This window comes from Pantoea sp. EEL5, from assembly GCF_049892805.1.
GTDB classification, from domain to species: domain Bacteria; phylum Pseudomonadota; class Gammaproteobacteria; order Enterobacterales; family Enterobacteriaceae; genus Pantoea; species Pantoea ananatis.
In genome coordinates this window covers 14,405-35,313 of record NZ_JBNDNJ010000002.1, presented here as the reverse complement: position 1 = coordinate 35,313, position 20,909 = coordinate 14,405, and the positions used below count along the sequence as shown (strand labels likewise).

General features: G+C 53.5%; 17 protein-coding genes. 3 read left to right on the top strand and 14 right to left on the bottom strand.

Annotation, left to right across the window (positions count from 1 at the left end; genetic code table 11):
• Positions 1–11 precede the first annotated feature (11 nt).
• Entirely contained in the window at positions 12–284 is a 273-nt protein-coding gene (locus ACPXSQ_RS11685) for a YdgH/BhsA/McbA-like domain containing protein (protein WP_015699414.1), read from the top strand.
• Between the two features lie 93 nt (positions 285–377).
• Positions 378–641, top strand: a complete 264-nt coding sequence (gene yhcN / locus ACPXSQ_RS11680) for a peroxide/acid stress response protein YhcN (protein WP_013027419.1) — start codon at positions 378–380, stop codon at positions 639–641.
• Between the two features lie 234 nt (positions 642–875).
• On the opposite strand, the gene ACPXSQ_RS11675 is transcribed toward yhcN, so the two are convergent.
• The 6 genes from ACPXSQ_RS11675 to aaeX form a co-directional block, all read right to left on the bottom strand.
• Positions 876–1,844, bottom strand: coding sequence for an Rpn family recombination-promoting nuclease/putative transposase (locus ACPXSQ_RS11675; RefSeq protein ID WP_072137259.1), 969 nt, complete (start codon positions 1,842–1,844; stop codon positions 876–878).
• Positions 1,845–1,987: 143 nt separating this feature from the next.
• Positions 1,988–2,263 (bottom strand): barstar family protein, encoded by a 276-nt coding sequence (locus ACPXSQ_RS11670; protein ID WP_426143839.1) that lies wholly within the window; start codon positions 2,261–2,263, stop codon positions 1,988–1,990.
• A 55-nt stretch (positions 2,264–2,318) separates the two neighbouring features.
• The gene (locus tag ACPXSQ_RS11665) at positions 2,319–3,773 is read right to left on the bottom strand and encodes an NAD-dependent succinate-semialdehyde dehydrogenase (RefSeq protein WP_426143837.1); all 1,455 of its coding nucleotides are present in this window, start codon (positions 3,771–3,773) and stop codon (positions 2,319–2,321) included.
• Positions 3,774–3,883: 110 nt separating this feature from the next.
• Positions 3,884–5,836 carry a p-hydroxybenzoic acid efflux pump subunit AaeB gene (gene aaeB, locus ACPXSQ_RS11660; RefSeq protein WP_029570727.1) on the bottom strand — a complete coding sequence of 651 codons (1,953 nt, stop codon included), beginning with the start codon at positions 5,834–5,836 and terminating at the stop codon, positions 3,884–3,886.
• 9 nt (positions 5,837–5,845) lie between these two features.
• Positions 5,846–6,778: a p-hydroxybenzoic acid efflux pump subunit AaeA gene (gene aaeA / locus ACPXSQ_RS11655; protein ID WP_029569213.1), complete on the bottom strand. Its 933-nt coding sequence runs from the start codon at positions 6,776–6,778 to the stop codon at positions 5,846–5,848.
• 7 nt (positions 6,779–6,785) lie between these two features.
• Positions 6,786–6,989, bottom strand: a complete 204-nt coding sequence (gene aaeX / locus ACPXSQ_RS11650) for a p-hydroxybenzoic acid efflux pump operon protein AaeX (RefSeq protein ID WP_014594732.1) — start codon at positions 6,987–6,989, stop codon at positions 6,786–6,788.
• A 230-nt stretch (positions 6,990–7,219) separates the two neighbouring features.
• On the opposite strand from aaeX, the gene aaeR reads away from it, so the two are divergent.
• Positions 7,220–8,137, top strand: coding sequence for an HTH-type transcriptional activator AaeR (aaeR, locus tag ACPXSQ_RS11645; protein WP_013027426.1), 918 nt, complete (start codon positions 7,220–7,222; stop codon positions 8,135–8,137).
• Between the two features lie 32 nt (positions 8,138–8,169).
• Here the strand turns inward: aaeR and tldD are convergent, their stop codons facing one another.
• The 8 genes from tldD to csrD all read right to left on the bottom strand — a co-directional run bounded on the left by tldD (position 8,170) and on the right by csrD (position 20,665).
• Positions 8,170–9,615 (bottom strand): metalloprotease TldD, encoded by a 1,446-nt coding sequence (tldD, locus tag ACPXSQ_RS11640; RefSeq protein WP_013027427.1) that lies wholly within the window; start codon positions 9,613–9,615, stop codon positions 8,170–8,172.
• 65 nt (positions 9,616–9,680) lie between these two features.
• Positions 9,681–13,514, bottom strand: coding sequence for an AsmA2 domain-containing protein YhdP (gene yhdP / locus ACPXSQ_RS11635; RefSeq protein WP_426143833.1), 3,834 nt, complete (start codon positions 13,512–13,514; stop codon positions 9,681–9,683).
• A gap of 132 nt (positions 13,515–13,646) precedes the next feature.
• Positions 13,647–15,116: a ribonuclease G gene (gene rng / locus ACPXSQ_RS11630; RefSeq protein ID WP_013027429.1), complete on the bottom strand. Its 1,470-nt coding sequence runs from the start codon at positions 15,114–15,116 to the stop codon at positions 13,647–13,649.
• Position 15,117: 1 nt separating this feature from the next.
• Positions 15,118–15,699: a Maf family protein gene (locus ACPXSQ_RS11625; RefSeq protein ID WP_426143831.1), complete on the bottom strand. Its 582-nt coding sequence runs from the start codon at positions 15,697–15,699 to the stop codon at positions 15,118–15,120.
• An 8-nt stretch (positions 15,700–15,707) separates the two neighbouring features.
• Positions 15,708–16,196 (bottom strand): rod shape-determining protein MreD, encoded by a 489-nt coding sequence (gene mreD / locus ACPXSQ_RS11620; RefSeq protein WP_006120976.1) that lies wholly within the window; start codon positions 16,194–16,196, stop codon positions 15,708–15,710.
• Positions 16,193–17,215: a rod shape-determining protein MreC gene (gene mreC / locus ACPXSQ_RS11615; RefSeq protein ID WP_014594736.1), complete on the bottom strand. Its 1,023-nt coding sequence runs from the start codon at positions 17,213–17,215 to the stop codon at positions 16,193–16,195. Before mreC ends, mreD begins: the two co-directional genes overlap by 4 nt.
• 147 nt (positions 17,216–17,362) lie before the next feature.
• Positions 17,363–18,406, bottom strand: a complete 1,044-nt coding sequence (mreB, locus tag ACPXSQ_RS11610) for a rod shape-determining protein MreB (protein ID WP_003855260.1) — start codon at positions 18,404–18,406, stop codon at positions 17,363–17,365.
• 309 nt (positions 18,407–18,715) lie between these two features.
• A complete protein-coding gene (csrD, locus tag ACPXSQ_RS11605; RefSeq protein ID WP_426143827.1) occupies positions 18,716–20,665 on the bottom strand; it encodes an RNase E specificity factor CsrD in 1,950 nt (649 codons plus the stop codon).
• Positions 20,666–20,909 lie beyond the last annotated feature (244 nt).

The window sequence follows — 20,909 nt, the reverse complement described above, 5'->3', positions numbered from 1 at the left end:
GAGAATGAATGATGAAAATCCAATTAACGATTGCCGCGCTGGGCGTGGCCTCACTGCTCTCTTTTGGTGCCAATGCCGCTAGCATGGTCACAAATCAGCAGGCGCAAGACATGAATCTGCAGCCGCTAAACCAAACAATTAGCGTAAGCGGTATCAATGGCGACCAGACCAACATCCGCCAGGTACTGTCTGAGAAAGCGGATGCACAAGGTGCAGGCCATTACCGCGTGATTGAGAACAACCGTGACGATACCTTCCACGTCACCGCCGAACTGTATAAATAATTCATCTGCGGCAATGTTGCCGCCCTGACAAAATCGATGACCCGCTCTATGTATGCCATTCCGCAGGTTGTTGATTGCTATGAGGAATAAATCATGAACATCAAATCAACCATCGCAACGATGAGTCTGCTCTCCGTAATCGCTTTTGGCGCTTCAGCAGCGCAGCTCGTCACGGCCGATCAAACGCAGAATCTGCAACCTGCAGGAACCGTAAGCATCAGTGGCGTTGCGGGTTCACCTATCGACTATCGCGCCCAGCTGTCCCAGAAAGCGGATGAACAAGGCGCAAGTGCCTATAAAATTATTGAGGCTAATACCGGTGACAGCTACCACATCACCGCGCAGCTGTATAAATAGTTCCTCGTCTGACGTATGACGAACCCTTTAGCCCCGCTCGCCGGGGCTTTTTTTTGCCTGAAACGCGCGGTGAGTGAACTGTGACAGGGGGTAAGCAAAGGCAGCCTTCATCCGCCAATGTTAATCGACGGGATTCAGCGACATAAAACGACATGAGCAGAAGAAGTCTGGCTTACGCGGGGGATTAATACGCTGTCAACAGTACCGTAAATCACAGACCTAAGGCGCAATATATCAATGGGCAATCTGCGCCAAATCATCGTCTGACAGTCCGGTCATCTCTGCGACAAGGCTGGGAGGCAAACCGTTTTGCAGCATTGTTCGCGCGATTTTTAGTGCAGCCGACCGTTCTCCCTCACTGCGGCCTTTCACCAGGCCACGTTGTTCACCAAGCTGAAGGCCCTCTTCCAGGCCCTTTTCCATCCCCTTTTCAATGCCTTTCTGCTCAAGCTGTTGTGCGATGGTCATCAATGCATCCTCATGTTGCGGCACCCGCTGCGCCAGCGTTCTGACGAAAAGGTCAGCGTCCGCGGTTTCGCCCGCCTGTAAAAGATAGTTTACCAACGATATAACCTGTGATGAAGAGAGATAACCCGCCAGTGTGACAGGGGCCAGCTTATCGATGAGTTCTGCTAAATCTCTTTGATGAATATGCTTTTGCAGCAGTGTTAATGCAGCCATGCTGCGGTGGCCGACAATATCCTCATCAGGAATCACCGTCACGTCCACTAGCGGAAAAGCGTTGCTGTAGAGCCGACTGGCGAAGGCGGGAATCGAAAATTCGTCCAGCCAGCGGGTACTATAGGGATAGGGACTGCGTTTGCCACTGTAGAATAAAATCGGAATGACTAACGGGAGTTTTTTGTGCCCGGCATCCAGGTGCCGCTGCATTGCCGCAATGGCATAACGCATCAGTCTGAATGCCATATGCCTGTCAGGTGATGACTGATGTTCAATCAACACATGGATATAGCCATCATCGCGGCTTGTGGTTTTTAGACTGTACAGTATATCGCTAAAATATTGCCGTAAGTCCTCTTCCACAAAAGCGCCAGATTCCAGTTTTAACGTATCCAGATCGCACAGCGCGAGAAACTCTGCCGGAAGATGCAATGCCATAAAATCACGTGCAATGGTGGGCTGGGACAAAAATTGACGGAATGTCGCATCATGGGGCGTGGGCGTGCCATTTTTACTTTTCATGTAACCTGTCCTGATGATGAGGTGGCAGGTTAGCACGACCTGAAAATGCTCAGCGTCAGCAAACGGTGACGTTGCGAGAGCTCTCGAGGAATTTCTCGCACGTGGGCGACCCGATAATACACGTTAGTCGGTCTTCAACGCTGTTAACGCTCTATTACGTTAAATTGCAGTTGTCCTTCCAGCTCCTCTTCCGCCTCGTCGAACAGCAGAATTAAGGCTCCATATCGCCGCTTCTGCCCTTGTCCTAAATTCACAAACTCTATTTTCAGGGGGAGAGGTAAACCTTTGCAGACAATGATGTCCCACAATCCATCCAAATCACAGATGGCGTACGCCTTTAAAGCAAAGCGTTCGCAAAATTGCCGTAAAAAATGGGCCTGATCGACAATCTCATCAAAATCAAAACGCTCGACTATCATACTGGCGACTCCCGTTATCCGGTTCTGGGCGGCCCTGCGCCGCCCGGATGTTCATTTAACTTAACCCGCCGAGGTGCAGCGCTTTGACCTCCAGGTACTCATCCATCCCCAGTACCGATCCTTCACGTCCCAGACCAGACTCTTTCACGCCGCCAAAGGGGGCCAACTCTGTCGAGACCGCACACTCATTGATGCCAATCATTCCACTTTCGAGCGCGGCAGAGACCCGGAATACCCGCTGCAGGTTTTGCGTATAAAAATACGCCGCCAGCCCGTATTCCGTCTGGTTGGCACGACGGATAACCTCTTCTTCGTCATCAAAGCGGAAACAGGCTGCCACCGGGCCAAACGTTTCTTCCTGAGCCAGTTTCATGCCTTCATGTGCCTCAACAATGACCGTTGGCTGCCAAAAATTACCGCCCAGCGCGTGCCGCTGACCACCCGTCATCACTTTTCCGCCCTGAGCAATGGCATCTTTGACATGCTCTTCGACTTTTTCTAATGCGGATGATTCGATTAACGGGCCGACGACCACGCCATTATCCATGCCGTTTCCGACGCTAAGCTTATCCACTTCAGCGGCCAGTTGGGTCGTAAAACGTTCGTAAACTGCACTGTGAATGAAAAAGCGGTTAACGCTGACACAAACCTGACCGGCATTGCGGAATTTATTGGCGATGGCTCCCTGCACGGCTGCATCGATATCCGCATCTTCAAAGACGATATAGGGCGCATTACCGCCCAGTTCCATCGAAACCTTTTTCATGGTTTCAGCAGCGTTACGCATTAGCGTTTTCCCCACTGCCGTGGAACCGGTAAAGGAAATTTTACGTACGGCTTTGCTGGCCATAATGGCATCGCTAATGGCATGCGTGTCGCCTGCTACACCGTTAAGTACGCCATCAGGGATGCCGGCTTTTTTTGCCAGCGCCAGTAAGGCAAATGCGGAAAGCGGTGTGTTATTCGCGGGTTTAATAATGCCTGTACATCCCGCTGCCAGCGCCGGGCCTAACTTACGTGTCAGCATCGCCATAGGGAAATTCCAGGGCGTGATAGCGGCGACGACGCCGACCGGCTCACGGGTTGCCAGAATGCGCGATCCCGCTTTAGCAGGAGGGATGATTTCACCGTTAGCCCGTTTAGCCTGCTCGGCGAACCATTGAATAAAGCTGGCGGCATATTCCACTTCGCCTTCTGCTTCCTTGAGCGGCTTACCTTGCTCCGTTGTCATTAGCTCAGCCAGCCAGCGTTTGTGTTCAATGATTAACCTATACCAGCGGTACAGCAGTTCTGAACGCCCCTTGGCGGTCTGTGCTCGCCACGCTGGGAAAGCATCCTGGGCAGCCTTTATTGCAGCTTCCGTTTCCGTTTTTCCTGCTTTTGCCACCTGAGCGACGACCTCGCCCGTGGCAGGATTCGTCACGTCAAAGGTAGACGTGGTACGCAGCCATTGCCCGTTTACCAGATAGCCTGTCTGGAACAGTTCGCTGTCGTGCAGTAAAGAATGCATTAGGTGCTCCTGTCGGTTTGTCATCTGTCAGGAAAGTATAGATGGCAAAAATGACAGGTCAGGTAACACGGGGGATCATCATGGCCGCCAGCGCTTGCCGCGGCCATAATTCAGATTTGGACGAGCGTATTTTGATATTTTTTCAGCATCTCAGCCAGTCGCGTTACCGGCTCGGTCACGCTGGTTGGGGCGTCATAGTGCGCCAGCTTGTGCTGATAGACATCCAGCTCTTTGAGTAACCGTTCGAAATAGTAACGGCGCTTTTCGTCACTGCGTACCGAGATGATCCGATCCGCCGTGTGGCGCAGCTGGCGATGATACGCAGACAGATCGGCATTAACCGGCACATCGGCAGCACGTAATCGCTGATGACCAATAATTAAGGTCAGGGCAATGCGATATTTGTCGATGTCACCCGGGAACAGGTTAAGCAGTAAAAAGAGCTGCTGATAGAGTGCCGGAAGATGGTTTTCACGACGGCGAGCCTGGTTAGTGGTCATCGCCGAGACCGCCGCATACATGAAGCGGTTGAGCAATTTACGGCCCGTGCGCGCTTTGGACTTATCCCGAATCAACAGGATGACCATCAACGCAACGAAGCTGCCGATCCACTGTCCCAGCGCATTGTCGATAAACTGCGTAAAGTTGAACTGCATCGGATTATCCAGCACCAGCACGTTGATTGTGCCGACCATGGCTCCCAGCGTACCAATCTGCCTGCGCTGAATTAAAATGCCGGAAATAAACCCTAACAGGCCAATGGCAATGCACAGCAGCACGGCACTTTGTTGGGTGTTGGGCAAAATATACATGAAATAGAGTGCGCCCAGCGGGACCGCCACCGTCATACCGTAAACAAAGTCTTTAGCCATCATGAGTGGATTGGGCATGCGCATCGCCAGTGCCGTAATCACGCCCAACATGACCATACAGCCGCTACCTGATGTCCAGCCGGTATAGAGCCAGAACAGCGAACCGAGCGCAGTCGCTACAAAGGTGCGAACACCGTTAATCATCGCATGGTGGTTTTCAGCAGAACGCGCCTGAATCACGACCTCGCGCTGAAGAATCCCCTCCTCCAGCGCTGTGATACGGCCGTTACTTTTGATGCCATGCGTCAGCAACTGATATTCCGTTGCTGCCTCAACCCAGCTTTCCAGCGTCTCGGGGACCGTTTTACTGCTGACGGCAATTAACCGTCGCAGCGCTTTCATACGCTTGTGTACGTCTTCTGCCGTCGCTGCCTCTTTCTCCATTAACACACGATACTGCGTTGCAATGTAGTCAGGCCGTGAGTTTTGAATTAAAAAGGTTTCAGCCGCCTGGGTAATCATCGTCAGTGACAGAGTGTTCAGCATTTGCAGCCGTCGACTGGTATTCTGCCAGCGCGAAGACTCCATCATCAACTGGCTACGCATACCGCTGAGCGCCGTGGTACGCCGTACCAAAGCCCCCCAGGCTTTATCGACTTCTTCTTTGTCCTCATGCGCCACGCACAGCTGCAGCAACCTGTAATGCGCCACCAGCAGCGAGTCAACTTCAGCATCAATCACTTTTTTAATCGAACGTGGCGAGAAAATCATATCGGCCAGAATGGCGCACAGTATCCCTAAAATGATCTCGCTACAGCGTTCCACGGCATATTGCGGGACCAGCGTCAGCCCACCACTGGCATTCGCCGTCACGACAATAATTAACGCGGTGTAACCAGCCAGTCCGAGCGCATAGGAGTTTTCAACCTTGATCAGCGAAGACAGCCATACGCAGAAACCCGCCCAAATACAACACAACAGCAGCATGACTACCGGTGCGCGTACGGTCGCAATCATGATGACCAGCGCGGCGACACAGCCAATAAAGGTTCCGATGATACGAAGAATACCGCGATAGCGTAATGCGCCCGAATAGGGATCGCCGCCTGCCGCAAACGCCGTCCCGCCTGCCACAATGCCCGCCGTCATGACGGCCCAGCGGGGGGTTTCAAGGTTAAGATGAAAGCCGATCATCAGCGCCGCAACCAGCGCAAAAGTCAGCTTTATCGGGAACCGCAGGAACTCAGTCATAGCGTCCTCTTAACCAAACTCACGTAGACGGTTAAAGAAGGACATGATGGGCGATGTATCAGTATGCTGACGATCCTCTGTGCCAGTGATGACCACGGTCGCTGTCGTTCCGGCCGGATAGTGATTGCCGGGGTCCTGGTCAAGACGGATGCGAACCGGTACGCGCTGCGCCAGGCGTACCCACTCCAGGTTAGACTGGACCGTTGCCATTCCTTTACTGTCAACGCTGCTGCTGCTGTTGGTCACGCCTGCCGCGATGCTGTCAACCGTACCGCGCAGCGTCACATCGCTGCCCAATGGCGTGATCTCGGCCCGAAAGCCGGGGCGCACACCATGCAGCTTGGTCTCTTCGAGATAAGCCAGCACGTAAAATGAGCGCTGCTGTACCAGCGCCACGGCAACCGCTCCCCGCGTAATGAATTCGCCCTGGTAGACGTTCAGGTTCGTCACCCATCCATCTGACGGCGCGGTGATCGTGGTTCGTTCCAGGTCGATCTTAGCCAGATCGCGGGTAGCGACAGATTTTGCCAGTTGATGTTCACTGGTTTGCAGATCGTTGTTGGACTGCTCAATGGCTTCGCGTGACATCGCAGAGGTCCCGAGTCGGTTTCGACGTCCGGCCTCACGGCGTTTTTCATTAACCAGTGCCTGGTAATATTCCACATCAGCCTGCGCTTCATCTAACGCTTTTTGGTACCGTGGACGATCGACCACAAACAGCGTGTCACCTTTTTTAACCCGTTGGTTGTCGTGAACGGGAACCTCGGTAATTAACCCGGTGACATCAGGTGAAATCGCGACCACATCGGCCGCAAACCTTGCATCGCGTGTCCAGGGGGATTCGGTATAGAACACCCAGGCACGGAATATGATAATGACGGCGATGATGACCAGCAGGATGGTGATCGCGTAACGCGCGATTTTTCTTATAAGCGTGTTCACGTAAACCTCAAACAAATAAACGGGATACCAGATAAAATACACAGCAGTAAAGGGCTGTATTGAAGAGTGCCGGATGCCAGACAAGATCGTAGATACCGCTGGGCGTCAGCACGCGTTTCACCATCCAGAACAGCATGAGCGAAACGATGAGTTCGATGAAAATGGGCGGAAAAGAGAGCCCAAACATGACAAATACCGGAAGTACACTCATTAAAAATCCTTAGTTCGATACGGCCGGGATAATTCACCGCCTGAAGGACGCAAACGCCTGCGCGCCATAAGCCACATCTGAACTACGGCTGACTTAATAATAGCGTATCATCGGGTGTTTTCAGGTAATGAAGCGTCGCCAGGTCATACCCCGGTCGACATATAGTAACGCGCTTAACTATACGTTTTCTACTGAATGTGATCTAAATCACTTTTTAGCCAGAGTAAACAATGGAACGACTCAAAGGTATGTCGATTTTTGCCAAAGTAGTTGAACTGGGTTCTTTTACTGCGGCCGCACGACAGCTTCACCTTAGCGTGTCATCAATTAGCCAGATTGTCGCCAAACTGGAAGATGCGCTGCAGGTAAAGTTACTCAACCGCAGTACGCGCAGCATTGGGCTCACTGAAGCCGGTAAAATCTACTATCAGGGCTGTCGCCGTATGCTGGCAGAGGCTAACCAGGTTCACGAACAGCTTTATGCCTTTAATAACACGCCGATCGGCGTACTACGCATTGGCAGCTCTTCCACGATGGCACAGAACGTGCTGGCCGGTATGACGAGCGATATGCTGCGTGATTACCCGGGGCTGAGCGTCAACCTGGTCACCGGTATTCCTGCGCCAGATTTAATCGCGGATGGGCTGGACGTGGTGATCCGGGTGGGCGCTTTAAAGGATTCGAGCCTGTTCTCGCGCCGACTCGGGGCGATGCCAATGGTGGTCTGTGCCGCTAAACACTATCTGACGCAGCATGGGACGCCGGAGAAACCTGGCGATATCACTAAATTTGCCTGGCTGGAATACAGCGTAAGGCCAGATAACAATTTTGAGCTGATTGCCCCCGAAGGCATCGTTACGCGTTTATCACCGCAGGGGCGTTTTGTCACCAATGACTCTCAGACGCTCATCCGCTGGCTTAAGGCCGGTAATGGCATCGCCTATGTCCCGATGATGTGGGTGGCGGATGAAATCAAGAAAGGTGAGATTGATATTTTGTTCCCGCAGTACCAATCTGACCCACGACCGGTTTATGCGCTTTATACTGAAAGAGACAAGCTGCCGCTGAAAGTGCAGGTTTGCATCGACTATCTGACGCAGTATTTCGAGCAGGTTGCCGAGCAGTACAAACAGCACCGCAAAAGCTAAAAACCCGCCAGTTGGCGGGTTTTGCGTCTCGGTCAGGCGGTGCCGCCGATTGTCAGCTTATCCAGCTTGAGTGTGGGTTGCCCCACGCCTACCGGCAGGCTCTGTCCTTCTTTACCACAGACGCCAACGCCTTTATCCAGCGCCAGGTCGTTGCCGACCATCGAAATTTGCTGCATTGCCTCGATACCGGAGCCGATCAATGTCGCCCCTTTTACGGGTTTGGTCACTTTGCCCTTCTCAATCAGATAGGCTTCCGAGGTGGAGAACACAAATTTTCCGGAAGTGATATCGACCTGACCGCCGCCGAAGTTAGGGGCATATAATCCGTACTCCACGCTTTCAATGATGTCCTGCGGCGTGGATTTACCGGCCAGCATATAAGTATTTGTCATACGCGGCATCGGCAGGTGCGCATAGGATTCGCGACGACCATTACCGGTGGGATTCACCCCCATCAGACGGGCATTCAGCTTATCCTGCATATAGCCTTTCAATACGCCATTTTCGATCAGCACATTGTATTGCCCCGGCACGCCTTCATCGTCGATAGCTAACGAACCCCGCAATCCATCAATCGTGCCGTCATCGACAACGGTGCACAGATCAGAAGCGACCAGTTGGCCCATCTTGCCGCTAAAGACCGATGTACCACGGCGATTGAAATCACCTTCCAGGCCGTGACCTACGGCTTCGTGCAGCAGTACGCCCGGCCAGCCAGCGCCCAACACCACGGGTAAGGTTCCTGCAGGCGCAGCCACCGCTGACAGATTTACCAGCGCCATGCGCACGGCCTCACGAGCCCAGGCATCGGCCCGCACCTCGCCGTTCTCATCGGCCAGGAAAAAGGCATAGCCGGTACGCGCACCGCCGCCGCTTGAACCGCGCTCACGCTTGCCCTGATCTTCAACCTGGACGCTGATGGACAGACGAACCAGTGGGCGGACATCGGCGGCTAAGGTGCCGTCAGTGGCGGCAACCAGGACCTGCTCATAGACGCCAGTCAGGCTGGCATTGACTTCCTGAACGCGGGGATCGGCAGCACGTGCGACCTGGTCTACACGATGCAGAAGGGCTATTTTATCTTCACGGCTCAGGCTACCGAGCGGATCGACCGGCGCGTACAGCGAGCGGTTAACTACGGCCGACAGCGTCTGTGCCTTGCCGTTGCCTTGTTCACGCACAATGCTGCGTGCCGCTTCAGAAGATAAACGCAACGCATTCAGGGTAATTTGGTCAGCATAGGCAAAACCGGTTTTTTCACCGCTTACGGCGCGTACGCCCACGCCCTGATCGATATGGTAGGACCCGTCTTTAATGATCTTATCTTCCAGAACCCAGGATTCATGGAAGCTGGACTGGAAATAGAGATCGGCATAGTCCAGACGACGTTCTGAAAGCTGCCCTAACAGGGAAAAAAGGTCCTGCTGATTAATGTTGTTAGCAGTTAGCAACTGCTCACTTACCAGATTCAGAGTCATCGTTTCTCACTTAATATGTGCTCGGATAATCATAGCCTGCGGCAATTATGTTACGCCGTCAAATATCACTTGTTATAGGTTTCGCGTGGTTTACGCATTACTTCATCAATTTCAGGCTTATCCAGCGGCCCGCTGATGTGATAACGCAGCACGGAAATCTTACTCCAGAGCGGCCCCAGCACCTTGCTGGCAGCAAATACCGCAGCGCCCACCACCGGATTGATGGCAAACGCAGCCGCTACGCCGACTGAGGCTGAGATTTCTGGCGTGACTATCGCTTCCATATCAATGCGGCGCTTCACCAGGTCCATATTCCCCTGCATGGCGATATCCGCTTCCAGCCCATCGACAAGCAGGTTATCCGTGCGTACGACGCCATTTTCAATCCAGGCGGTGCCGTTGATGGCGTCGAAGTAGAATCCTTTGTTAAAGGTATCGCTGAAGTCAAAACGCAGTTTGCGCAACAGCGCATCAAAGCTCAGCAGACGCAGGATCTGTCCCGCAGCGCCGGTATCCACATCACTGATTTGCCCTTTGCCAAAATGCGTTTTTAATGTGCCGCTCAGCGTTTCCGCTGCAGGCTGCCACGGTGCAGAGCGCCAGTGCAGATCATAATCAATCTTGAAAGGCGCATCCCGCAGCGGTGTATTTACGCCAAACCAGTTGGTGGCGTTATTGATGTTGCTGCCCTGTAATGTGCCTTTCAATGAGGTTCGCTGGTCGTCTGGACGATTAACCCATTCGCCCTGAATATTCAGGCGCGAGGTGCCGGTGTCAACCAGTCCGTTAGTGAGTGCTAACGTACTTCCATTGGGCTGCAGTCTGGCGTTCACCCGGCCATACTTCTGCCCCATCAGCCAGCATTCCGCACACTGCAGCTGTAAGGCAGGCCACTGACTAAAATCGATCCGCTCGCTCTTTTGTCCCAGCGGTGAAGTCGACGCGCCTTTTTGATCGGCCGTCGCCTTCCATTCTGGATTGTAATACAGGTAATCCAGTGCAATCTGCCACGGGGCCGAAGGTGAGGTCGTTAACTGGCCTCTCAGCTCATCGGCGTTGACCTTCACCCGGGTCTTACCACTCATTTCCTGAGTGAGAGAGGTATCAACGTTATGCCACTGTTGCCCGGCCAGAGTCACAGAAGGACTGCGCAGGATAATATTGCCTGGCAGCGTTGCGCCGCCCACCTGATGCTCACCCGTCGTCGAACGGGTTGATCCGCCGCCGCCGGTCGCCATCAATGCCGCCCAGGCTTCGCCATCCAGCGCCGGCAGGTTCAGCACCATTCCCGATCGGTCTGGCAACGTCGGTAGGGTTTTTGTATCGTTAAGCCAGATGCCCCGATCGACGCGCAGTGTGGGTTCCAGCAGCCAGCGGCTGTTGAACTTATGTCGTTCATCCACGCTACCGCTGAGATCAAAATGCGTTAAATCGCCTTTAGCATTGACGGCGATCGGCAGGCTTTCGCCCGCTTTTTTATCAAGCGGCGAAGGTAAGCGACTACTTACTTCTTTTCCGTCACCTTTCAAGGCTACGTCATAACGCGCGCCGCCCTTGTGCGGTAAGGAAACGTTCACCTCACCCTGCCAGGGAAGATGCCCGGCCAGTTGGCTGCCAATCTGAGGCGGCATTCCGGTGATTTTTGCCAGCTGCCAGTCAGCAAGCAACTTTACGTTAACGCCAAAATCATCGGGGTTTTCTTTCGTACTAAAGCTGACATTGAGTGGCTGACCAAACCAGTTAGCCTGCATCTGATCGCTTTCGAGATTGCCGTTGTCATAACGAAACTGTCCAGTCAGATGCGTCATGGTGGTGTTCAGCGGCTTGATATGCAGGCTGTTATTGTTCATCACCACATCACCGCTGGCGTGAACATCCTTACCATCCAGCGGAATATCAAGTTTGAGGTGGCCCTTGGTCAGACCTTTAATCTGTAGCTGCTCCAGCGCCGCGCCCAGCGAGGACTTAAGTGGCGTGTGCTGAAAGTATTCGCCAATTTCCTGCCCATCACCGCTGATATCGCCATTGATAATCAGCTTTTCCTTCATGTAATCAGGAATGACGGCGCTGACGTTGCGGGCATTAACCTCCCCCAGTTTTGCCAGAGGAGCCTGCATCCACAAACCGTCATTGAGAAAGTTAAGATCGATATCGAGATTGCTGATATCCGGCCAGCCCGGCTGGAAGCCATAGGTAGCCTTGCGTAACGGTACCCAGACCTGAAACATGCCGTCGTTGTGCTGGAAGGGGAAAAGTGCCGGATTGCCGTTGAACAGCAGCGTGGCATTGTCGACCCTGCCCCCTTTTACGGCACCGCTCAGATAGCGCGTAAGTGAATGCCCCATTAGCGGCGTTGGGAAATAGCGCCAGGCATCGCCCGCGTCAGTAACGTTGATCCCGGCCAGGATATCCAGCTGAGGATGCGTATCGGTATTTTGCTGATAACGGAAATCGCCATGCGCCCAGAGTGAACGTGCCTGTACATCAAGATCCTGACCTGCCAGAGTCAGTCCGTGTTGGTCACGCAGCCAGTTCATGCTGCCGGTCACCTTCTTGATCTCTAACGGGGCCTGGAACATATCACCATAGGGCACCATAGCCTGACCCATCGCAATCCTGGCCTGTCCGTTATTCAGGCTGCCTGCTGCCTCGCCACTTAAATGACTGATTCCCGGAACCAGTTTCCAGTACTGCCAGCTGAAATCTCGCCATTTAACCTGAAAGCGTGTCTGCTCAGGCTGCTCAACAGGAATATCCAGGGCCAGCCCGTCAATGGTGCCGCGAGGTCGCAGTGCTCGCCAGTTATCAAACAGCGCCGGTGACAAGGGCGCAAACAGCGGCACCAGGGGGGCAATATGGTCCAGCGCCAGTTGCGTCGCGCGAACCCGTACCTCAGCCTCGCTGTTGCTGCCCAGCATCTGCGTGTCCTGAGGTTGCCAGAGTAGCGAAAAATGACCAGCGGGCCAGGCGTTACCGTCTGTGCTGAGTTTGGTTTGCGGCACATTAACCACCCAGCCATTTTTGTAACGCGACAGGTGGGCAGTAAGGTTATCAACGCTCAGCGTATGTGGGCCGCTTTCGCCCTGCCAGCTTGCGCCGCCCCGGCTTAACAGCAGATCGCCGGCATAGACGTCGCCATCGCGCAAATTAACCCAGGCCGCCAGACTGAATCGGGCACTGTCAAGACGCGTATTATCCCGCACCCAGCGGCCCAGCCAGGGGCGCATATCAACGTCATCAGCCTGCATCCAGATACGACCATCGTTGAGTAAGCCACCGCTGTCTTTCAGGTCGAGACGGACCTGCACCACGCCGTGCTGGCCGGTAAAGCTCGACAAGCTGACTTCACCTTCAGCCCGATGCCGGGTGTTTTCATTCAGCCATGTCAGTTTCGGTATCGCCAGTTCAGCATGTTGGCCGGATGGCGTGATAAAACGAATGGTGCTGTCACGCAGGTCAAAGTGATCGAACTGGCGCAAAAACAGATCGTTAACCTGGGTGAGTTTGAAACTGTGCTTGTCATTGTCACTGGTTAACAGAGGCTGTGTGCTGTCGAGATGTAACTGCCAGAAGGTAAGATCGCGGAACTGCCAGCGCCAGTGAAGCAGTGACTGCCAGACGTCCAGTGCCACGGTGATACGCGCGATAGAGAGCGACCCCGTCTCTTTCATATCGACGTCTAAATTGCGGATTTGTAGCGTGGGCCCAAAATTCTCCCACTTGCCACGTAGCTCACTGGCTTTCACGTTGACGCCGCTGGCGTCAGAAACCCACTGAAGGACCTGACTGCGATAGGCATCGAGATGCGGCATCGCCAGACGTAGCGCGCTGACGAGCAGCGCCACAATCACAACGACTGTCGCGAGCAGCAGTAACAGAATTCTTGGCAACTGCCTCACTCACACCTCTCCTTGTCTACCGTTAACGACGGATGGTTGCTGCTCATACCCGGCGTCCTATGACATAGCGGTATGGGTTCACATTTTACCCTAAAATGTGCAGTCAGGCATCGTCAGCCCGACCAGCCAGTATTACATCATCACCACGTCAAATTGTTCCTGGGTGTAAAGCGCTTCGACATGCACCTTTACCTGCTTGCCCACGAAAAGCTCCACTTCGGCCAGCGCATGGGACTCATCCGTTTTCAACGCTTCACCTACGGTTGGCGAAACATACACCAGGAAACGATCCGAATCATAAGCATGGTGCACGCGGACGATTTCGCGCATGATTTCATAGCACACGGTTTCAACCGTTTTCAGCGTGCCGCGCCCTTTGCACACAGGACAGTCTTCGCACAGCACGTGCTCAATGCTTTCGCGCGTGCGCTTGCGAGTCATTTCCACCAGCCCCAATGCGGAAAAACCGCTGATACCTGTCTTGACCCGATCTTTATTCAGCGCCGTTTCCAGTGAATGCAGTACGCGACGACGATGATCTTCATTACTCATATCAATGAAGTCGATGATAATAATGCCGCCAAGGTTGCGAAGCCTTAGCTGACGTGCAATGGCCTGAGTGGCTTCCACGTTGGTATTAAAGATCGTCTCATCAAGGTTTCGGTGTCCGACAAAGGCACCCGTGTTGATGTCTATCGTCGTCATCGCTTCAGTTTGATCGATGATGAGGTATCCGCCAGATTTGAGTTCAACTTTACGCTCCAGCGAGCGTTGAATCTCATTTTCAACGTCGAACAGATCGAAGATGGGCTGCTTGCCGTTGTAAAGTTCGAGCTTGCTGGCCATCTCGGGGATGTATTCGCTGGTAAACTCGTTAAGTAAATCACAGGTCAGCCGCGAGTCTACGCGAATGCGGTCAAGGGCTGCGCCGGCAAAGTCTCGCAGAATACGCTGCGCCAGCGCCAGTTCGCCATAAAGCAGGCAACGTGTCTGGTTACGTTTTTTCCGCTCGCTGACTTTGGTCCACAGACGTTTCAGAAAGGCGGCATCCTGTGCCAGCTCTTCTTCGCCAATGCCTTCGGCTGCCGTGCGAATAATAAAGCCGCCCAGATCGTCGCAGTAGTCAGCCACCACCGCTTTGAGACGCTCGCGTTCTTTTTCACTGGCAATACGTTGAGAAACCCCGACGTGCGCAGCACCAGGCATGAACACCAAATAACGGGAAGGCAATGTGATATCCGTAGTCAGGCGCGCGCCTTTTGTGCCAAGCGGGTCTTTCACTACCTGCACGACCAAATCCTGCCCCTGACGAACCAGTTCTGCGATATCGCGTACGACAAAATTTTTCTTTTCATCGCCTGCGACACATTCCGTATGCGGCATGATGTCAGAAGCATGCAGGAAAGCGGCCTTGTCCAGTCCGATATCCACAAAGGCCGCCTGCATGCCAGGCAGCACGCGACTGACGCGTCCTTTGTAGATATTGCCAACAATGCCGCGTCGGGCTTCACGCTCAATATGGATTTCCTGCAGGATGCCGCCGTCGATATAGGCGACACGCGTTTCAGCAGGCGTAACATTAACCAGTAGTTCAGCCGTCATGTTAACCCCTTACGGCACGCAGTGACTGAAAATGGTCGATCAGCTCCGCTGTCTCAACCAAGGGCAATCCGACCACCGCGTGATAACTTCCATTGATTTTACGAACAAAGTTTCCGCCCTTCCCCTGAATGCCGTACGCGCCGGCTTTATCCATGGGTTCACCTGTTGCGATGTAATCGGTAATGTCGCGCGCGGTTAAGTTACGAAATGTCACCTCGGTTACCACCAGGCAGTCCAGCACCTGCTGACGATCGGCGAGGGCAATTGCGGTCATGACCTGATGGGTTTTCCCGGAGAGTTTACTGAGCATGGCGCTGGCATGGTCGGCATCGTGCGGTTTTTCCAGCACTTCTCCATTGAGCACGACAATGGTATCCGCGCCCAGCACCGGCAGATCGTGTTCGGCAATCAGCGTGCCGGCTTTCGCTTTGTCATGCGCCAGGCGGCGGACATAAACGTCTGCCGCTTCATGGGGCTGACGCTGTTCTTCAACGTCAGTGATGATGCGCTCAAAGGTCAGACCCAGTTGGGTCAGCAGCTCACGTCGACGGGGAGACGCGGAGGCCAGATAAAGGGTTACCATAAATTTCCTTATTGAACAGCGAACTGACGGCGGATCTTTCTCATTAATAAGAATAGCCACGGCCAGAGAATCCCGTCGACAACACTGCTCCAGAAAATTTCAGGGCGGAATGAGACGTTGATCACCAGAAACTCCGCCCAGAAGACGATCACATCCATTGCTAATGACAGCACCATAACCATTAACGCCTGCTGCCACAACGCTAAGTTACGGAATAGCTGGAATTTAAATGCGACCAGATAGGCGATGATGCTCAGCGCCAACGCCCGAACGCCGAGCGTCGAACCCGCGATTAAATCCATAATCGCTCCCAGCAGAAAACCACTTCCGACGTTGACACGGTGCGGTAGCGCCAGAACCCAATAGACGAGAATCAGCAATAGCCATGATGGCCGGAACATATAGATCTGTTCCGGCCACGGCATGATTTGCAGAATAAAGGCCATAAGGAAGGACAGCCAGATAACCCATCGACCCTGGCTGCGATATCGACTCAATTCTGGCCTCCGCGTGAGCGCGAAGCGGAACCCTGTGCGGCGCTTTCGCTACTGCCCGAAGCCGGAGTGGTGTTCTGCGCTGAAGGCGCAGGAGGGCCCATTTCACCGGCGGGAGGCAGAACCTGCGGCATCATTTGCATCAGCCGTTCATTAGCTACCCGATGAACATCGTCAGGTGCCATCGGCATCTCGCCTTTGCGATCCGCGCCCCACAGCAGCAGCAGGTAACGCAGACGTTGCAGACCCGCGGTAGGATGCGCCTGAATGACGGTGTAGGCGCGCTGTGTGTCAACCTTGACCGATGACACAACACCCACCGGATAGCCTTCAGGGAAACGGCCACCTAAGCCAGAGGTGACCAGCACGTCACCAACGCGAATGTCAGTATTGCCCGGCAGATGCTCCAGCTGCAGATCTTCCGTACAACCATTGCCCGCTGCGATGACACGAATGTCATTGCGCAGCACCTGAATAGGCAGCGCATGTGATGCATCACAAATCAACAGAACACGGCTGGTGAACTGGCCTACGGCAATCACCTGACCGACCACACCTTTATCACTGATAACCGGCTGGCCTTCATATACGCCATTCGCACTGCCCTTATCGATCACGACCTGATCGGTGTAAGGATCGGTGCCGGTAGAGATCACCTGGGTCACCATCTTGTGCTCGTCCTGACGCAGTGGGGAACCCAGCAGCTCGCGGAGGCGCGCGTTCTCCTGCTTATATTGCCCCAGCATGAGCAGGTCGCTGTTCTTCAGAAAAAGCTCTCGACGTAACGCTTTATTTTCCAGTTCGAGCTGCTGGCGAGAAGCCAGCGTGTCTGACACGCCATCAAGTAGCTGGCGCGGCCCGTTGGCCAGGAAGTAAAACGGACTGACCGACGTGTCCAGATAGTTGCGTATTTGAGTAAATGAACTCACGCGACTATCAGCGATGATAATGGCAATCGCCACAATCACCGCCAGAAATAGACGCAATTGCAGAGAAGGCCCTCTGCTAAAAATCGGCTTCATATAATCTGCGTGTTCCTCGACTACAAGGTAAGAAAGTACGGGCGGGCCGCACTTTCCTGGGCTGGTCACATCATACCGATGCACGCAGCGCCGGTTTACACGCTACTCCCTGCGCACTGTTACAACGATTCCAGCCGGTTGAGGCAATTATTCTTCGCTGAATAAATCGCCGCCATGCATGTCGATCATTTCCAACGCTTTACCGCCACCGCGAGCCACGCAGGTCAGGGGATCTTCCGCGACGACCACAGGAATACCGGTTTCTTCCATCAGCAGGCGATCCAGGTTACGCAGCAGCGCACCACCACCGGTCAGTACCATACCGCGCTCGGAGATATCAGATGCCAGCTCCGGCGGGCACTGTTCCAGCGCAACCATGACTGCACTGACGATACCGGTCAGAGGCTCTTGCAGGGCTTCAAGAATCTCGTTGGAATTAAGTGTAAAGCCGCGTGGCACACCTTCCGCCAGGTTACGTCCACGCACTTCAATTTCGCGCACTTCATCGCCCGGATAAGCCGAGCCGATCTCATGCTTGATGCGTTCTGCCGTGGCTTCACCAATCAGTGAACCATAGTTACGGCGCACATAATTAATAATGGCTTCGTCGAAACGATCACCGCCGATACGGACGGATGACGAGTACACGACGCCGTTCAGGGAAATAACGGCGACTTCAGTGGTACCACCACCGATATCGACGACCATAGAACCCGTTGCTTCGGAAACCGGTAGGCCAGCACCAATCGCGGCCGCCATCGGCTCTTCAATCAGGAAAACTTCGCGGGCGCCAGCGCCCTGGGCCGATTCGCGAATCGCACGACGTTCAACCTGGGTAGCGCCAACTGGCACACAGACCAGCACGCGCGGGCTTGGACGCATAAAGCTGTTGCTGTGAACCTGCTTAATGAAGTGCTGCAGCATTTTTTCCGTCACAAAGAAATCGGCGATAACGCCATCTTTCATTGGACGAATAGCTGCGATATTGCCTGGCGTACGGCCAAGCATCTGTTTGGCGTCATGACCTACTGCCGCCACGCTTTTTGGTGAACCGGCACGATCCTGGCGAATAGCAACCACGGAAGGCTCGTTCAGCACGATGCCTTGTCCTTTTACATAAATCAGGGTGTTCGCGGTACCCAGGTCAATGGACAAGTCATTTGAAAACATGCCACGAAATTTTTTAAACATACTAAAGGATAATCCTGCAAGCTGGAGGCGGAAAATAAAATCCGCTTACTTTACCAACCACACGAAGCTGCCACAAGGCGCAAAAACGTTCTGCTTCGGTGAAAAATTAGACTGCATTCGCTTTACATCATTTATGCCTGTTACGCACACGAGCGGAACAGCGATACCACGGCATCAGAGCGGCATGTTAAAGAATTTTCTTAACTTTACTCCGACATAAAATCTAACATTTCAGGCGCATTATTCTGCCTGTTTATTGTCACATATTCACCAAAAGCGCAGGCGATAACCCTGAAACCGGTCAAACGATTAAAAACGGTAACGTTGGGAGTACTTTTTTACGTTACTGTTAACCGGTTGTGAAGGTGAAAAAAAGTCACCCTGACCACCTTCTACACCTAACCCGACCAAAGTCTGCCACTCTGCGTGCGTTCGCACACCAGTCGCATACAGCTGCGTCCCGGTGGGTTTGCAAACATCCAGTAAGCTTCGCACGAACAGCTGGTTTTCTGTACGGCGCTCAATATTACGCACTAAACCCGCATCCAGCTTGATCAACTCAACCGGTAACTGCCGGATATAGGCACTGCTGACCACCGTCAAACCCGCCTGATTAACGGCGATGCGACAACCGAACGCCTGCAATGCGTGAAATACGGGAATCAAATCGCTGATGTGTTGACAGACGTCCCCTTCTGCAAGTTCAAATAAAAATCGCTTTCTTTGACTTTTTGGGCACTGCAGCAACATCGTGTACAACCAGGCAATAAAGGGACGTTTCAGCAACGACTCAATGTTAACGGGGATCGCCAGCGTCTCTTCCGGCCAAAGTTCAGAGAGTGCGGCAACGCGTAATACCATCTGCCGGTCCCAGTTCTCAGCCATACCGAGCTGCTGAACCAGGGGCATATATTCTGCCGACAGGACCTCTTTATCCCCGTCAAAAATGCGCGTGAGCAGAACGCGATGCCGCACCTTACCCTCTCTGTCCACGGCGGGCTTTTGATATAACCGGGGGCCGCCGCGACTTAAGGTATTTTCCAGCAGAGTACGCCAGCGAACGCTGCCGCGCCCGCCATCTAGGGGATTTCCTGCGCCATTGGACCAGTTGTTTCCGCCCGACAGGGTTGCCCGACGCGTGGCCATTTCAACGTTTTCCATGACCTGGGGCACCGTCTGTCCGCTGTGCCAGGCGCTGATACCAATGTGGATAAAATCGTCCCGGTTGACCATGCGCATAGGCGGCAGGGCATCGACCGCATTGATGAGGTGATCGGCGATGCTGTTAGCCTCTTTCAGGCTGCGGTGCGGCAGTAAGACCGCAAAATCGCTGCGAAAATAGCGGGCCAGAAGTGCGCCGGGGTAACGCATGACAAAGGTCGACAACATATTCACGACATTGAAGAGATACTCTTCGACCAGCACGGGCCCCAGTGAATCATCATGTGTATCAAGTTCAGGAAAACGGATCATCATGACCACGCCATGCGTGCCAACATCTTCCTGATCTTCAAGCAGCGTTGCCAGCTGACTGTCGAAGAAAAGGCGATTATTCAGCCCCGTCCGCCCGTCCTGTGCAGCGAAGGTACGAATTAAGGTATCAATGCGCACACGCTGCTCACCGGCTTCCTGTAAATCGGAGAGCAACACGTCAATTGCCCGGCTGGCTTTGGGCGGCCACTCATCAGCATGCTTCCTGCGATAAAGCTGGCGCGCGCCGCTGAGTATTGATGCCGACCGGCTCTCCAGCTGTTCCATTCCGCGCCATTGTCTTACCAGCCAGCGATGGGTGATGAACAGCGTCACCGCCATAATCAGCACCACCAGCATCAGGGCGGCAAGCGTATAGGTGGTGGGAATAGATCGTAGCCAGGTTTGTGCCGGGTCAAGTATCGTCAATTGCAAACGCATACCCGGCTGATGCATCAGCGCAATGTCAAAGTGGATGTAGCGGTTTTTTTGATGTTGCAGCATCTGGTTTTCGTGGCGGGAAAGCGTAAAAACATTCTGCCGGCCATTGTATAAAGATAATTGCTCAGCGTTGATGACGGGTAAGACCGGCGCAAGCCAGGCTTCTAACGCATCGGGCGGCTGTTTTAGCAAGACTTTATCCACTTCCGTTGCCAAAACCTGTACGCGATTTTCAACGCGTTGATGCGTGAGCCAGAAAACGCTAAAAGCACAGCCCACCAGCATTAAAACCATTGCCAGTACGCTAATAAATGTAATAAATGCAGAAAGTTTGGTAGTTAATCGCATCCCTGTGCCTGTTTCACTACGGTTGTAGCCGAATCACGCCGCCCCTCTGCCCGTCCGCCGGGAGAAATTTTGAGAAAAATAACACAAATTGTTCCCGGCGGCAGCGAGGTCGTGCATGAAGCCGAAGTATACCGTTGAGAAAGGCCCAGAGCGCTTAATTATCCTTTTTTCAGCGCATTCTCATTGGAAGGGTTTACCAGGAAATTTCACATTTTTGCGGCAAAATTCGCCAGCTTAAGTAATA